Source organism: Erythrobacter sp. K21-9 (assembly GCF_055808355.1).
This window is the reverse complement of the sequence record NZ_CM147866.1, coordinates 753,092-768,245: the sequence shown is the minus strand read 5'-3', so window position 1 is coordinate 768,245 and position 15,154 is coordinate 753,092. Positions and strand designations below refer to the sequence as shown.

General features: G+C 60.6%; 13 protein-coding genes and 2 pseudogenes. 7 read left to right on the top strand and 8 right to left on the bottom strand.

What is annotated here, in order from left to right:
• Window positions 1-32 precede the first annotated feature (32 nt).
• From AC0L39_RS03845 to AC0L39_RS03820, 6 genes are all read right to left on the bottom strand, one after another.
• Window positions 33-1,127 (bottom strand): tyrosine-type recombinase/integrase, encoded by a 1,095-nt coding sequence (locus tag AC0L39_RS03845; protein WP_473260875.1) that lies wholly within the window; start codon window positions 1,125-1,127, stop codon window positions 33-35.
• Window positions 1,128-1,130: 3 nt separating this feature from the next.
• Complete coding sequence (locus tag AC0L39_RS03840; protein WP_473260873.1) at window positions 1,131-1,604, bottom strand: helix-turn-helix domain-containing protein; 474 nt, start codon at window positions 1,602-1,604, stop codon at window positions 1,131-1,133.
• Window positions 1,605-1,615: 11 nt separating this feature from the next.
• Window positions 1,616-1,783, bottom strand: a complete 168-nt coding sequence (locus tag AC0L39_RS03835; RefSeq protein ID WP_473260871.1) for a helix-turn-helix domain-containing protein — start codon at window positions 1,781-1,783, stop codon at window positions 1,616-1,618.
• A 108-nt stretch (window positions 1,784-1,891) separates the two neighbouring features.
• Entirely contained in the window at window positions 1,892-3,127 is a 1,236-nt protein-coding gene (locus AC0L39_RS03830; RefSeq protein ID WP_473260869.1) for a hypothetical protein, read from the bottom strand.
• Window positions 3,128-3,276: 149 nt separating this feature from the next.
• Window positions 3,277-4,446 (bottom strand): tyrosine-type recombinase/integrase, encoded by a 1,170-nt coding sequence (locus AC0L39_RS03825; protein WP_473260867.1) that lies wholly within the window; start codon window positions 4,444-4,446, stop codon window positions 3,277-3,279.
• 196 nt (window positions 4,447-4,642) lie between these two features.
• Entirely contained in the window at window positions 4,643-5,293 is a 651-nt protein-coding gene (locus AC0L39_RS03820; protein ID WP_473260865.1) for a TetR/AcrR family transcriptional regulator, read from the bottom strand.
• A 120-nt stretch (window positions 5,294-5,413) separates the two neighbouring features.
• Here AC0L39_RS03820 and AC0L39_RS03815 point away from each other — a divergent pair, with 120 nt between their 5' ends.
• The 4 genes and pseudogenes from AC0L39_RS03815 (at window position 5,414) to AC0L39_RS03800 (ending at window position 11,037) form a co-directional block, all read left to right on the top strand.
• Window positions 5,414-7,762, top strand: coding sequence for a TonB-dependent receptor (locus AC0L39_RS03815; protein WP_473260864.1), 2,349 nt, complete (start codon window positions 5,414-5,416; stop codon window positions 7,760-7,762).
• Window positions 7,763-7,866: 104 nt separating this feature from the next.
• Window positions 7,867-9,147, top strand: a complete 1,281-nt coding sequence (gene serS, locus AC0L39_RS03810; RefSeq protein ID WP_473260862.1) for a serine--tRNA ligase — start codon at window positions 7,867-7,869, stop codon at window positions 9,145-9,147.
• Window positions 9,147-9,911 carry a 5'/3'-nucleotidase SurE gene (gene surE / locus AC0L39_RS03805; protein WP_473260861.1) on the top strand — a complete coding sequence of 255 codons (765 nt, stop codon included), beginning with the start codon at window positions 9,147-9,149 and terminating at the stop codon, window positions 9,909-9,911. The genes serS and surE overlap by 1 nt, the downstream gene beginning before the upstream one ends.
• 27 nt (window positions 9,912-9,938) lie before the next feature.
• Window positions 9,939-11,037 (top strand): annotated as a pseudogene (locus AC0L39_RS03800) (potassium channel family protein).
• Window positions 11,038-11,071: 34 nt separating this feature from the next.
• On the opposite strand, the gene AC0L39_RS03795 reads toward AC0L39_RS03800, so the two are convergent.
• A complete protein-coding gene (locus AC0L39_RS03795; RefSeq protein WP_473260859.1) occupies window positions 11,072-11,470 on the bottom strand; it encodes a DUF1761 domain-containing protein in 399 nt (132 codons plus the stop codon).
• Window positions 11,471-11,538: 68 nt separating this feature from the next.
• On the opposite strand from AC0L39_RS03795, the pseudogene rimO reads away from it, so the two are divergent.
• From rimO to AC0L39_RS03780, 3 genes and pseudogenes are all read left to right on the top strand, one after another.
• Window positions 11,539-12,925 (top strand): annotated as a pseudogene (gene rimO, locus AC0L39_RS03790) (30S ribosomal protein S12 methylthiotransferase RimO).
• A 79-nt stretch (window positions 12,926-13,004) separates the two neighbouring features.
• On the top strand, window positions 13,005-13,811 hold the full coding sequence (locus AC0L39_RS03785; RefSeq protein ID WP_473260858.1) for a transglutaminase-like domain-containing protein: 807 nt from the start codon (window positions 13,005-13,007) through the stop codon (window positions 13,809-13,811).
• 295 nt (window positions 13,812-14,106) lie between these two features.
• Complete coding sequence (locus AC0L39_RS03780; RefSeq protein WP_473260856.1) at window positions 14,107-14,376, top strand: hypothetical protein; 270 nt, start codon at window positions 14,107-14,109, stop codon at window positions 14,374-14,376.
• Window positions 14,377-14,389: 13 nt separating this feature from the next.
• Here the strand turns inward: AC0L39_RS03780 and AC0L39_RS03775 are convergent, their stop codons facing one another.
• Window positions 14,390-15,151, bottom strand: a complete 762-nt coding sequence (locus AC0L39_RS03775; protein ID WP_473260855.1) for a DUF6065 family protein — start codon at window positions 15,149-15,151, stop codon at window positions 14,390-14,392.
• Between the last annotated feature and the right edge of the window lie 3 nt (window positions 15,152-15,154).

The window sequence follows — 15,154 nt, the reverse complement described above, 5'->3', positions numbered from 1 at the left end:
CCTAACAGTAAAATCGGCGCGGCTGGAAGGTCTTATGTGTCCTTGCCATGCTTGCGCATCACATCCGCCAGCTCGGCCAAAAGCGCGGCGTTGTCATGACCCGCGTCCTGTCCCAGCGCTCTGATCAGTTCGGCTTGGCGTGCGGCTGGCACTTTGCCGTAGCTTGTCAGCGTGGTGAGCACCTTCTCGTGCCCGATATTCTGCGACCATGCTTTGAATTGCTCAGGCGTGGTGCAGATGCGCTCGCCAAGCTGGACCAGCGCGTCCCTGAAGCAATGAGGGTTGAAGTAGGGCAGACCAGCCGCCGCGAATGCCTGTTTGTAGATTGCCCGGATCGGCCCGGTGCCGCTCCAGTGTTCGCGGGCAAGGCCTATTGCCTGAAATTCACCCTGCTCTCCCAACCCCATAAGCGTCTTGGGAAAGAGCGGATCATCTTCGCCCCAATAAAGCGCGGTGCGCAAATGCTCGCACCAGTCGGTGACGATTTGCGGCGCATCGCCGCCCACCGGACAAAACCACGTTGTGAAGGTCTTGCTGCCTTTCGTCTTCACGTCGCGCGCATCCTGATGCGCGCAGCCTTGCTCCAGGTCGATGTGCTTCAGCTTCAGACTGGCCAGCGCCGCGCCGCGTGCCCCGGTGAGCAATGCGAGCGCGACCAGCGCCCGGTTGCGTTTCTCGATGTCGGTTCCGGCTGGCATGGTCGCCAGCACATGATGCACCTGCTCCAGCGTTGGCACCGGCTTTTCGCGGGTCGCCTTGGCAATCCGGACTTCCTTCTCTGACAGATTGAAATAGTCGGCATCGCAATAGGCAATCCGGCTCTTGTAACCCGGCTGGCCAGCAAGCCAGATGAAAAACTCACGCAAGGCCGAAAGGGTCGAATGCACCGTGGCACGAGCAAGCGGCTTGCCTGTGCGGGCGTTTTTCCCCGCGCCCAGCCGCTTCTTGAAAGCCACAGCCTGTTCACGGTGGAAGCGCTTGAAGTCCTTGTGCCCGGTCGCCTCTTCGAAGCGGGCGAGCGCCTTGGCCACCTGATCAATCGATTGCTCATCCCGCCGCCGCGCTTCCTTCAGATAGTGGAAGTATTCGCGCTTGATCCGCGTGTTTGCCGCATTGTGCTTTGCCATGTCTCAGGCTCCTTTCGTTTCGTCACAGTTTGGGGAGGGATGCGCCCGCTCAACTATGCTTGAAGGTGACCGCGTGATTTGAACGTCCATTCCGGGCATTCTGGTGGCGAGATTGGCCAGCCGGGCGCGTTGGTGCATCATCGTGTTGCACGTCTCGCAGATGGCCTTCAGATTGCCCGTGACGGCATTTGTGGCGGCATATTCCACCATTCCCAGCGCAGGCCGCTTCGGCTCCCGGCACTTGAAGCAGAAGATCTGCCCCGGCTGACACGGGCGCTTTGCCGCCTTGCTCCGCTCACTCCACCATGCCTGAAAGTCGCTACCAAGAATCAGGACTGGGCGCGTTCCGTCCACCACGGGCAGACCGTTCTTGATCCATTGGCGCACCGTGTTCTTGTGCACGCCTAGCCGGTCGGCAAGCTCGCACACGTCATAGGACCGGTGGAGCTTGGCGCGGCGCGGATTGATCCGGCCCATCGCTTTGCCCCTCAGTCCTTCTTGTCGACCAACCGCCGGAGCGATTCCGCCGTGATCAACCGCCGCCGCCCCATTTTGCGGGTGTCGAGCTGGCCGGAGCGCATAAGCTCATAAACAGTGGTGCGACCAACGCTCAGCGCATCGGCGGCATCAAGGATCGAAACGAGAAGCTTTTCCATTGGGTGTTCCCCTGCAAAGTGCCAGCGAATGCCAGCGGATGCAGGACACATCGGTCCGAAAAAATCGGTCGAATAGCAGTCGCAAAAAATCAGCGATTCAATTCGCCGTCATGATTTCCGCTTTGCACCAGCGCCATCTCGCCTATGCTCTTGCGCCAGTTTTGGCCAAACTCTTTGATTGAAGCCGCGTTCTGAAAGGCCGGAGCCAAATCTTGCCATCGCAGCGCTTCTAAAGTCGCCCTTTGTTCGCTTCTTCTCAGGATCATCGGCAAACTGCTCCAAGAGCCATCCCTGACACTCGCGCTCAATAGAAGCTATCGACGGCTGCGCAGTTGGCAATACCACTGATGGCGGCGCAACGGCTGGCCACTTCTCCATGATCTCACTGCGAAGGAAGCGAATGTCATCTGCCCCATCGGGCCAAGTCATCGAAAGCCAACCCTCTTGAAGATTGAACACCAGTTCCGGGACGTGGCTCCCCAGCCCGCCCATGTGACGCACAAGTTCCTCCCATGCGACCGAGATGCAGGTGCAATGCCGCCACGCTTCAAAGCGATAATCAGAGAGCGCGCCGCATTTGCAGTGCACAAACGAAATCTCAGTGTGCAACCAGCCAAGTGCCTTCGTAGCGTAGCCCCACACCCCACCATCTGCCGCTGCTTCTTCAATCTCATTCACTGGCTGGCAAAATACGGGCATTCTGGCCATCGCACGAAAGTCCCTTGTCGCAATCCATGTGAGCGCCATTGGAAAGGTCCAAACGGGGTTTTGCTTCGCCTCAGGTAGCGAAATCCGGTCAATGCTCCAGTGATGGCTAAGCGCCTCTTCGAGAGCATCTCGGGCTAGAAGCCGGAGATTATCCCAAGGGCCAATCCAATCATACAAATCTCCAACTAGGTGCTCCCACCTTTCGATTTCCTCGCCATTCTTGACTAAGAGCAACTCGTAAAGCGCCCGAAACCAAACAGTTGTGCCCGTGGGAAAGGCATCAAGCAATGGATGACTGGGAGGCAGTTTTGCCATTGCATAGTTCGGCTTGCTCTCACCATCGAGACCGTGATCCGAGATGACTTTGCAAATCCTAGCTAGCGCAGGTGCCCACTCGTATGGCTCTTCCTGCAACTGGAAAATCTCGAACGCTCTCCAGCCGCTTAACCATTCAGGTTCGGGCAGCCAGTCTCGCCCCGGTAGTTCTCGATCTTTTGGCTGAAGCGGTGGCTCCCCGGCTTGAATGTTGTTCTCAACTAGATGCTCGCGGAAACTCAAAAGCGCTTTCTGCACCGTTGCCAAGGGGCCTTCGCGCGGAACAATTAAAGGATTTCGATTTGGTTCGTTGTCGCTCAACCCGCTTCCCTCGCGGCTCCCAAAATGAATTGGGGGAAACACGTAGGAAACGCGCTTGTCGGCTGGCCTGCCTATCCCCGTGCAACGACTATGGAGAAGTTGCGAAGACGTGCAAGTTCATCGCCCGACTGGGGAGAAGTAATCCACCGCTAGATAGCAATACTCGCCAGTGCCTCTTCGGCATCATCGCGCACCAAATGGCCATAGTGCTTTTCGATCATCGCAACGCTCGTGCCCGATAGCTGCGCAACCGTCAGGATCGGCAAGCGGGCGCGGATCAAGTCTGTGATAACGCTATGGCGCAACGTGTAGGCCGACACAGCACCGGGCGCGCCAGCAGCCTTTACTGCGTCTTTGATCGGGTATTTCCAAGCGTCCTTGCTCCAAGCCTTACCCCCGGTGCGCGCGAATATCGGCGGGGCTGGCAGTTTGGCCTTCACCTGTTCAGCAATAAAATCGGCAATGACGGGCGGCAATGAAATCTGGCGCGGGTTGCCGTTCTTGTCCTTGCCAATGGTGAGCGAGCGGGTGCGCCTGTCGAAGTCGCGGACCGTGAGGCTCGCCAAGGCTCCAGGTCGAAGCGGCAAAAGGCAGAGCGCCTTCACAAAGGGCCGCGCTTCCTCGCCGGTCGCATCAATCAACTTGCGGCGCTCGTCGCGGTCCAGATACAATTCCCGGCGCTTGTCAGCCCCCTTGAAGGGGCGAAGCGCCTCTTGCCATGCCGCATCCGTATTCGGCGCACCGGGCTTTAGGACCATGCCCAGCGCGGCGCGCAGCGGCACCATGTCGCGATTGACAGTCGATTTTGCGCGTTCCTTCCAACGCCTCTCACCCTTCTTGTTGCGCGTGAGCAAGGCCGGAGCCTGCTCAAGCCGCTTGCGCCATGCATTCAGATGGTGCCGCCGGAGCTTATCGAGCTTCACCTTGGCGATTGGATCGGAATAGACATGGCGGCGAAAGACCCCTTCGGCAATCGATCCGGGCTTTTGCTCCAGATAGGCTTCACACGCATCCTTGACCGTCACCATATCGCGGGGGCGTTCGCCGCCGCTTTCGACCGTCTCGGCCCAGCTTTCGGCATCCGCCTTGGCCTGCTTGAAAACGTCATGGCCTGTGAGCGTGCCATAGTCGCCCAGCCGCTTGCGAGAATTGCGATTGGCTTCGGAGTCATAGAAGCGAGCAAACCATGTGCCGCCTGCCTTTTTCTTCGAAGGCCGGTAGCCGAGATAGACCCCTTGGCGCAGGCGTTGCCAATGCGGCTCATCCCCGGCCTTGGGCTTCAGCTTCTCACGCTCTCCGATACGGCTCAGATCGGGCATTTTCGCGACTCTCCAAAATCCATGAAAAAAACATGAAAAACATAGGCGGACACGTCCGAACACCCATGATTGTTTTTATTGACTTTTATTGTCCGTGTAAAGCCGCCTACGCCCGTTTTCCCACCCTTCACACGGGTGGGGTCGCAAGTTCAATCCTTGCCGCGCCCACCATCTTTTCAGATCAGTTATTCGGCAATCAATCGCGCTTCGCGATACCTTTGGCGAGCAATTCGTTGACCGCACCTGCAATCTCGCTCGACGGGCGGGCCTCCCCGGCATCGCTCCAGACGACGTAGCGCAGGCCGACGAACACGTTCATTCCCATCACCGCCCACGCCTCCAGTTCACCGAGACCCGCTCGGAATTCGCCGCTGGCCGAGCCTGCTTCGAACCGGGCCTGGATGCGCTCCGCAATCGTCTCGTAATGCGCGCGGTAGCTCGCCGGATCGACGAATTCCGCCTCGTCGATGATGCGGTAGATTTCCTTGTGCTCGCGGGCGAAATCGAGAAACGCGGCGAGCGCGGCGCGCTCGATTTCCAGAGCGCCCATGTCGTGGGCCAGCGCCGAGCGTGCGCTGGTTTTCACGTTCTCGCTCATGTCCGCCACAAGCGCCCGGAACAGCGCGTCCTTGCTGTCGAAATAGGTGTAGAAACTGCCCAACGCGACGCCGGCGCGCCGCGTGATGGAGCTGACCGACGCCTCGTGAAAGCCTTTCTCTCCGAATTCGATTGCCGAAGCATCGAGCAGCTTGCGCAAAGTCCGCCGGCCGCGCTCGGTGCGCGGCGTTTTATCGTCAGCCAAGGCATGACCTGCGACTTTGTACTGGCTGCCCCCATTTCCTGCCATCCGCTACTCCTCCCACTGTGTGAGTAAGGGCGCAAGGGCGCTTCGACAAGACTAAACTTGAAAGTTGGTTCAACTTTCAATATTGAAGCTGTCACAAGGTTTTTGGGAGAGGGCCAACCTATGAATATGATGTTTGCCACACGTGCTGCGCTGCTGTCCGGCTGCGCGGGATTTGCCATGCTTGCCGCGCCGGCGGCCGCGCAGGATAGCGCTGCTAGTAGCGCGGACAGCGCCGAGGAAATGGACGGCCCCGGCATCATCGTCACCGCCAGGCGGCGCGAGGAGCGGCTCGTCGATGTGCCGCTATCGGTCACGGCGATCACGGGCGACATGCTCGAACAACAGGGCGTTCTGGAACTGACGCAGGTCGCCCAGCAAGTGCCCAACATCACGCTTGAAGTGAGCCGGGGGACCAACACCACCCTCACCGCATTCATTCGCGGCGTGGGACAGCAGGATCCGGTCGCAGGTTTCGAGGCCGGCGTCGGGCTGTATGTCGATGATGTCTATCTCAACCGCCCGCAAGCCGCCGTCCTCGATGTTTACGATGTCGAACGGATCGAGGTGCTGCGCGGACCGCAGGGCGCGCTCTATGGTCGCAACACAATTGGCGGCGCGATCAAATATGTCACGGCAGAGCTGCCCGACGATCCGAGCCTCTCGATCCGCGGAACCTATGGGTCATACGATCAGGCCGATCTGGTCATCACCGGCTCCACGCCGCTAACCGATACGCTGACGATAGGCGCCAGCGGGGCGCGCCTGTCGCGCGGCGGGTTTGGCGACAACCTCAATCTCGGCACGGAAAATTACAACAAGGACGTCTGGGCCGCGCGCGGTACGCTCGAATTCGACAACGGCCCGGTCTTCGTCCGGCTGTCGGGCGATTATATCCTCGACGAAAGCGAAGCGCGTCAGGGCACGCGGCTGATCCCCGGGCTGTTCACCGGAGCGCCTGTTCTCGACGATGTGTTCGACACACGCGCCGGGCTCGATATCGTCGATCAGGAGGTCGAAGCCTATGGCGGCGCGCTTAACATCGCGGTCGAGCTTTCGGAGACGATCACGCTGAAATCGATCACCGGATATCGCGAGGATAAATCCACCACGCCGATCGATTTCGACAGTCTGCCAGCCGCCGACCTCGATGTGCCCGCGATCTACGAGAACGACCAGTTCAGCCAGGAATTGCAGCTGCTTTACGAAGGCGACCGGCTGTCCGGCGTGGTTGGCTTCTATTATCTCGACGCGAACGCCTTTACCGCGTTCGATGTGGCGCTGTTCACCACCGGCGACCTCATCAGCCTGCCCGGCCTGAATGCGCAGACATTGGGCGAAGTCGGCACGGAGACATGGTCGGTGTTTGGCGATTTCACCTTCGACATCACCGACACGCTGAGTGTGTCACTGGGCGGTCGGTATACGAATGACAAACGCACCAGCCGCGTGCTGCGCACCACATTCATCGGCGGCTTTTCGGACCTGTTCGATCCGAACAGCGCGGCGATACCGATCGCAGTGACCAGCGATTTCGAAGGGAGCGAGACGTTCGAGGATTTCAACCCCCGCGCCTCGATCAGCTTCCAGCCGACGCCCGATCACAATTTCTATTTCACCTACAGCCAGGGCTTCAAAGGCGGCGGCTTCGATCCGCGCGGACAAACCAGTGCCGCACCCGATCTTGACGGTGATGGTGACGTCGATTTCGACGACCAGTTCGAATTCCTGCGCTTCGCGCCCGAGACGGTCGACAGCTATGAACTGGGCTGGAAAGCCTCGCTGCTGGACAACCGCCTCAACATCGCGATTGCAGCCTTTCTCGGCCAGTATGACGATGTCCAGATCCCCGGTTCAGTCGGTCTCGACACCAATGGTGACGGGATCAACGATAGCTTCATCGGCATCACTTCCAACGCCGCGAGCGCCGATGTGAACGGCATCGAGTTTGAAGGCAGCGCGCTGGTCGGACGCGATTTTGCGGGCGATGGCAGCCGTCTTAACGTCAACTGGTCGCTCGGCGTCCTCGATGCGAAGTTCAACACCTTCATCGACGCATTCGGCAACGATGTCGCCGACCAGCGCACCTTTCAGAACACACCCGACATCACCGCGCATATGGGTTTCGTGCTTGGAGTTCCTGCAGCAGGCGGCATGGTCGATTTTCTCGGCAACGGCTCGCTGCGTTCCGATGCGAGCCAGTTCGAGGTGCCCAACCCGTTCCTTGACCAGGACGGCTTCGTGCTCGTCGATGCGAGCATCGTCTACACCGCCGATAGCGGGCTGTTCTCCATCGGAGCGCACGGCAAGAACCTGTTCGACAAGGAATATATTGTTGCCGGGTATAATTTCGTGACCGGCGGCTTCCCGCCAGGCACACCGTTCACGCCGACGCTTGGCCTCGAAGGGACGCTAACGGGTTTCTATGGCGATCCGCGGCGGTTTTACGTAACTGCCGAATTCAACTTCTGACCCTCTCTCCAAGGGGCCGGACGCCTTCCCCAAGACAGCAAGTCCGGCCCCAACCCCTTCTGCGCACTTTCAAATCTCATGCGAAGCGGGCATAGGCGCTCCCCATGCATGATATCCGCTTGATACGAGACGATCCTGAGGGGTTTGACGCGATAATGGCGCGGCGCGGGCTGGCACCCGTTGCACAGGACATCCTTGCGCTGGATGAGCAACGCCGGGCGCTAACGACAAGGCTTCAAGAGGTACAATCGCGCCGCAATGATGCCTCCAAGGCGATTGGCAAGGCGATGGGTCAGGGCGACACCGAAACCGCCGAAGCGCTCAAGGCCGAAGTGGCCGAGATAAAGCAGTCGATGCCCGCACTCGAAGAGCGTGAGCGCGAAATGGCAGAGCAATTGAACGGCGTCTTGCTTGCGCTGCCCAACCTGCTCGACCCATCGGTCCCGGACGGCGAGAGCGAAGACGACAACGTTTTCTTGCGCGAGTGGGGTGAAAAGCCGCAATTCGATTTCGCGCCGCAAGAACATGCAGATATTGCGCCGGCCCTCGGTATGGATTTCGAAACCGGCGCGAAGATTTCCGGCGCGCGCTTCACCTTTTTGCGCGGTGACATGGCCCGCCTCCACCGCGCACTTGGCCAGTTCATGATCGACACGAACACGCGCGATCATGGTTTTACCGAATGCAACCCGCCACTGCTCATCAATGAAGCAGCCGGCTACGGCACAGGGCAGTTGCCGAAGTTCGCCGAAGACTTGTTCCGCACCACGGACAACCGCCTCCTGATCTCGACCTCAGAAATGGCGCTCGGAAACTCCTTCCGTGAGCAATTGTTCGCCGAAAGCGACTTTCCGATGCGGTTGACCGCGCTTACCCCCTGTTTCCGTTCCGAAGCAGGCGCTGCGGGGCGCGACACTCGCGGGTTCATCCGCCAGCACCAGTTTGAAAAAGTCGAGATGATCGTTGCCGCCCTGCCCGAGGATGCATCGGCAGAGCACGAGCGCATCACTGGCATCGCCGAAAAGCTCCTCCAGTCGCTCGGCCTGCACTACCGAGTTATGGCGCTGTGCGCTGGCGATATGGGCGCAACCATGATGAAGACCTACGATCTCGAAGTCTGGCTTCCTGGTCAGCAGGCATACCGCGAAATCAGCTCGTGCTCCGACGGCGGCACCTATCAGCCGCGCCGTATGAATGCGCGTTACCGGCCCGATGGATCGAAGAAGAGCGAGTATTTTCACCTCCTCAACGGATCGGGTCTCGCTGTCGGCCGCGCGCTGGTCGCGATCATAGAGAATTACCAGCAGGCCGATGGCAGCGTGATGGTCCCCGAGGCGCTTGCACCCTACATGGGCGGTATCACCACGCTGGAGCCTGCCGACTGATGCGCATTCTTCTCACCAATGACGATGGCTATCACGCGCCCGGTTTCGAGGTGCTGGAAGAGATCGCGCGGCAGTTCTCGGACGATATCTGGGTGTGTGCCCCGTCCGAGGAGCAATCGGGCGCGGGCCATTCGCTGACCCTGAACCACCCGGTGCGCCTCCAGCAATTCGCCGAGCGCCGCTTCGCCGTAACTGGCACGCCGACCGACAGCGTGATGATGGCGCTGCGCGAGGTGATGGACGGTCCGCCCGACCTGATCCTCTCCGGCGTCAATCGCGGGGCGAATCTCGGCGATGACATCACCTATTCCGGCACGGTCTCCGCCGCCATCGAAGGTGCGCTGGCCGGGGTGCGATCCATCGCTCTCAGCCAGGTTTACAGCCGCGAAAGCGCCGCTGGCGGCGATCTCTTTGCAGCGGCGCGCGCATGGGGCCCGAAAGTGCTCAAACCGCTGCTCGATGTGCCGTTCGATGACCGCGCGCTCGTCAACATTAACTTCCCGCCGCGCGCGCCGAAAGACGTGCAGGGCATCCGCGTCGTGCGGCAAGGCTTTCACGATTACTCGCGCGGTTCGATTGTCGAGGGCAAGGATCCGCGCGGCCACCGCTATTTCTGGTTCGGCCTGCGCGCGATCGAGCACACGCTGGATCACGGAACCGACCTTGAAGCGATCGACGATGGCTATATTGCTGTTACCCCGCTTCAGCTCGATCTCACGCACCACACGTCGCTGGATGCGATGGCCAAGCGGTTCGAAAGCTAGGGCGGCACGGCAGGGGCACATACGATCATGGCAAAACGGCAACCCGACCGCGTATTCAACGCCAAGCCCGACAAGGTCGTCGCGGCGAGCAAGTTCAAGCCGCTGCGCCGTGCAGTCAGGATCCCCGTTTGGGGCGACCTGAGCATCCGGCTGGGCCTCGCACTGTTCCTGATCTTCATCGTCGTCATGATCCACTGGTTCGACCGCGGCGGATTGGTCGACAGCGTCGATGGCGAAGTCAGCTTCCTCGACATTGTCTATTTCACCATGATCTCGATCACGACGACCGGGTTCGGGGATATCGCGCCGGTTACCGACAGCGCTCGGTTGATCGAGGCGGTGATCGTGACCCCGATCCGGTTCGCGGTCTTTTTCATTTTCGTGGGCACGGCCTACAACTTCATAATCAAGCGTAGCTGGGAGAAATGGCGCATGGCCCGTATCCAGGAGAAATTGTCCGATCACGTGGTCGTGCTGGGCTATGGCATTTCCGGCTCGCAAAGCGTCGAGGAACTGATCGAGCGCGGCACCGATGCCCGGTGCATCGTCGTGGTAGATCCCAGCGAGGAGCGACTGCGCTCTGCTGAAAAGCTTGGCGTCAACGTGATGGCCGCCGATGCGACGCGCGACGAAACGCTCAAAGCAGTACGAGATCCAGGAAGCGCAGACCGTGCTGGTTTCCGCCGGGCGCGACGACACGTCGATCCTGATCGTGCTGACCGTGCGCCATCTCGCGCCAAAGGTCCCGATCAGCGTGGTCGTGCGCGCCGACGATAACGAACTTCTTGCCCGGCAGGCAGGGGCCAACAACGTCATCAACCCGGTGCGTTTTACAGGGCTGCTGCTCGCAGGCTCGGCCAAGGGCGCGCATATTGCCGAATACCTGTCAGACCTCGCCTCGGTCACAGGACGGGTTCAGCTGGTCGAACGCGTGGTCACGGAAGACGAATGTGGTTCTTCGATTACGGAGCTCAGCACCGGCGGACGCGGCCTTCGCATTTACCGCAATGGCCGCGCGATCGGCTATTGGGAAGAAGAGTGCGAGAGCCTGCAGGAAGGTGATGTCATCGTGGAAATCGTCGCGACCGAAAATGGAACCACGCGCGGAGATGGTCACGCCAACTGACGGCAATCCTTCTCAAGCGCCCGTCCCTCAGGGCTCAGCGAAATAGCACGAACACGCCGCCCATTGCTGCCATGCCGAACAACATGTGCCCTGCATCGATAAGGAAATGCGCGAAAGTCTTGCGCAGATACAGGTAATGGATCCCAACAGCCGGAATCATGACGCCGAGCGCAAAGCCCACCGACATTATCATGACGACATGAGAGGCCGGGTTGGTCCGAGCCAGCAAGTGCCACAGCACCATTGCGATCAGCATTTCGAACAGGAATGTCAGGCCAAATATCAGCGCCATGTTGCCGCCCTGGACCTGCTCGTCAGACATTCCCGCAGCCTTCTGCCACGGCTTGCCGAAAATCACTCCGTACCAGAGCGCGCCGACGGCAAAGAATGCTGCGGCGCCCGCAAGCACGGGCCATAGTGCAAAATCATTCATGCGAGTTCTCCCTGTCCCGCGCTCGAAGCTAGCGCAATCGACCGCACACGTGTAGGGGCGCGGCCAATATGAGCACTTCCACCACCTCTCTCCCTGACGCAAAGCGCGTCGGCATGGTCTCTCTCGGCTGCCCCAAGGCACTGGTCGATTCCGAACGCATCCTCACGCGCCTGCGCGCCGATGGATATGCAATGTCGCCCGACTATGCCGGTGCGGACGTTGTGCTGGTCAACACCTGCGGCTTCCTCGACAGCGCGAAGGAAGAGAGCCTGTCCGCGATCGGCGAGGCGATTTCGGAGAACGAGCCGCGTCATCGTCACCGGCTGCATGGGCGAAGAGGCCGACGCGATCCGCGCCGCGCATCCGCAAGTGCTCGCCGTGACCGGCGCGCATCAATACGAGCAAGTGGTCGAAGCGGTGCACCAACATGCCCCGCCCTCGCAAGGCCCGTATGTCGATCTCATCCCTCAGCCCGATATCAAGCTGACGCCGCGCCATTACAGCTATCTGAAAATTTCCGAGGGCTGCAATCACTCCTGCGCGTTCTGCATCATCCCGCAACTGCGCGGAAAGCTCGCCAGCCGCCGCATCGATGCGGTGCTGCGCGAGGCGGAAAAGCTACTCGCTGCGGGCACGAAAGAGCTGCTCGTGATTAGCCAGGACACGAGCGCTTACGGTGTCGATACGCGGCATGAGGCGCGGCTCTGGCCATTGGGGCAGGACGCCCGCGAGGTCCGCGCGCACATGACCGATCTCGCGCGCGAACTCGGCCAGTTGCGCACGACCGACGATGCCGCGCCGTGGGTGCGGCTCCATTACGTGTATCCCTACCCGCACGTCGACAAGGTCATCCCGCTGATGGCCGAGGGGCTGCTGACGCCGTATCTCGACATCCCGTTTCAGCGCGCCGCGCCTAGCGTTCTCAAGCGCATGAAGCGCCCCGCCAACGAGGCCAAGGTGCTCGAACGCCTGAAGGGCTGGCGCGAAATTTGCTCCGACATCGCGGTAAGGTCCTCATTTGTCGTCGGCTTCCCCGGCGAAACCGAAGAGGATTTCAAATACCTCATCGACTGGCTCGAGGAAGCGCAGCTTGACCGCGTCGGCGCATTCCGGTTCGAGCCGGTCGAAGGCGCTGCGGCCAATGACCTGCCCGATCCCGTGCCCGAAGAGATCAAGGAAGAGCGCTACGCCCGTCTGATGGAAGTAACCGAACGGATCAGCGCCGCGAAACTAGCCGCAAAAGTTGGGCGGACTATCCCGGTCATCATCGACGAGGTCGGCGAGCCGGACGAAGACGGCGATATCGGCGCGACCGGTCGCAGCCAGGCGGACGCGCCGGAGATCGACGGATCGGTCTACCTGCGCAATGTGCCTGAAACGCTGGCGGCAGGCGACATCGTCGATGCCGTGATCGAGGACGCTGACGCGCACGACCTGTTCGGCGCGCTTTCGTAAGCCTCGTCCTGCCGGTGCTTTATTGTGCCGCATTGCCTGCAATCGGGAACGGTTCCGCTTCACGACCCTTGGCTAAGTAATGGCCATTCAGATCAAGACCCAATTCGCATTCGAGACCGACCAGCTTACCGATGCGCTGTTGCAGTTCGAGGCGGCCGCTCTTCCCGAGCAGCGCATCCTCTCCGCCAACACCGAGATGAGCCAGGCAGAACACCTAGCCCGTATTGCGGCGCAAGACGATATCGGCGAGCGCATCTGGATCAGGTCCAAAGGCCGGTTCGAAGTCAGCTACGACGCTGTGATCGAACCTCAAAGGATTACGTCGGACCTGTCATCACTCGCCGCGCTGGACCCGCACGACCTTCCCGGTGAGGCGGTGCAATACCTGCTCGATTCGCGGTATTGCCACGCCGACCGCTTCCAGAATTTCGTATCGTCCGAATTCGGCGATTTCACCGGAGGTGAGAAGATCGCTGCGATTTCGAAGTGGCTGCAGGAGCACTTTACCTACTCGCCCGGCTCCAGCAATCCTTCGACCACCGCGATAGACAGCATGATCGCGCGCGAGGGAATCTGCCGCGATTACACGCATGTCCTGGTCACGCTGGCGCGGGCATCGACCATCCCGGCGCGCTATGTCGCCTGCTTCGCGCCCGGCGTGTCACCGCCGGATTTTCATGCAGTGGCCGAAGTGTTTCTCGCCGACCCCAGCCGCGAGCATGGCGGAGCGTGGCAAATCGTCGATGCCACCGGCATGGCGGACCCTGCAAAGACAGCGAAGATCGGTGTGGGCCGCGATGCCGCCGATGTCAGTTTCCTCACGACGTTCGGCCCCAATCGCTTCCTGCATTCAAGCGTCGAAGTTCAGGAATGCAGCGCTTCGTAGGAGCGGGTTAAAGGATGGCATTCCTGCCAAAACGCGGCAGACCGTGCTTTACCTCGGGACAGACCATGCGATGATCAGCGCTCCGCTGGCCAGCTGTGGTATAGTCTTCCCATGAGAAACATGGCCTTAATGACGACCGCCCGAAACGCGGCCTGCCTACTCGGGTCCGGCCCGGCGCTAGCGCTGCTCGCTTGCTCCCCTGAAACAGAGGCAGGCGGACAGATGAGTGCGCCTGCCGATGTAGCCGGGCAAACAGGCTGCGTGCCGGTACGATGCTGTAGCTGGAGATATTGCGATGACCGACAAGGTAGACGAGAACCTGCGCACCGCTCTCGAAGCGGGGACGGATGATGCGCCGGTACGGGAACGCGTGATCATCACGCTTAAACCCGATGCTGATGGCGCTCAGGTAGCGAGCGCGGAGGGGGTCGAAGTGATCAACCGAATGCAGGCCCTGCCAATGATTGTTGCCGTGATCGACGCCAAGGGGCTCAAGGCATTGGCCGAAGACCCGGCGGTCGCGCGAATTGAGGCTGACGGAGAAATGCGCGCTCTGCCGGAGTAGGTCGCCGCTGCGATCAGCGGTTCCTTGCCAGCGTCTTGTAGGCGGACTTGTCCTTGCCCTTGGCCGCGCGCCAATCCCTCATTTCTCCCAGCGCATCGCGCACCTGCCTGCGATGCGGCTCCAGCATGACCGGCACCGTTTTCACGACGCTCGATGCCACGGGGATCGCCTGCGCGAGCGATTCGCCTGTCTCGACATGGACGGCTCTATCGGCTTCCGGCAGTTCGAAGACCATATTGACCGCGTCAGCATACCATGCGGTTTCCACAAGGCCCGAAAGCAGGGTCAATCCGTCGCTGCGTGGGCGGTTGATCGGTGGAAGAAACAGCATGGCGGTCCCCTTCTCAGTGCGCAGCATATAGGGCAGGTGAAGCTTGATCTGCCCCTGCTGATCGGCCCGCTCGAAGAAGCTGAGCCCCGGCATTGCCATCGGACCGGTGCGCTCGGTGACGCTCTCAGGCAAGGCGAACTGATTGCCGCGAAATTGCCTCGCCGGCTCATCCACCACGTAAAACACGCGGTGCGGACATCCGCCAGAAATCGGAGAGCGAAAGCTGCGCGCTCCGCTTGGTACATTCTCCGGCTGGCAATAGCCCCATGTAAAAGGGGAAAGGATCGACAGGCCTGCACCATTCGCCGCGACGAACGGCCTACATTGCTCGCGCCTGCCATAGCCCGGCGGCACGATATCGCGGGTCTTGCGCGAAGCGGGGACAGGGCGCTGGATCGCGCTCGCAAGCGGAATGACCGTGACCTCGGTAGATACCTGATCCATGCC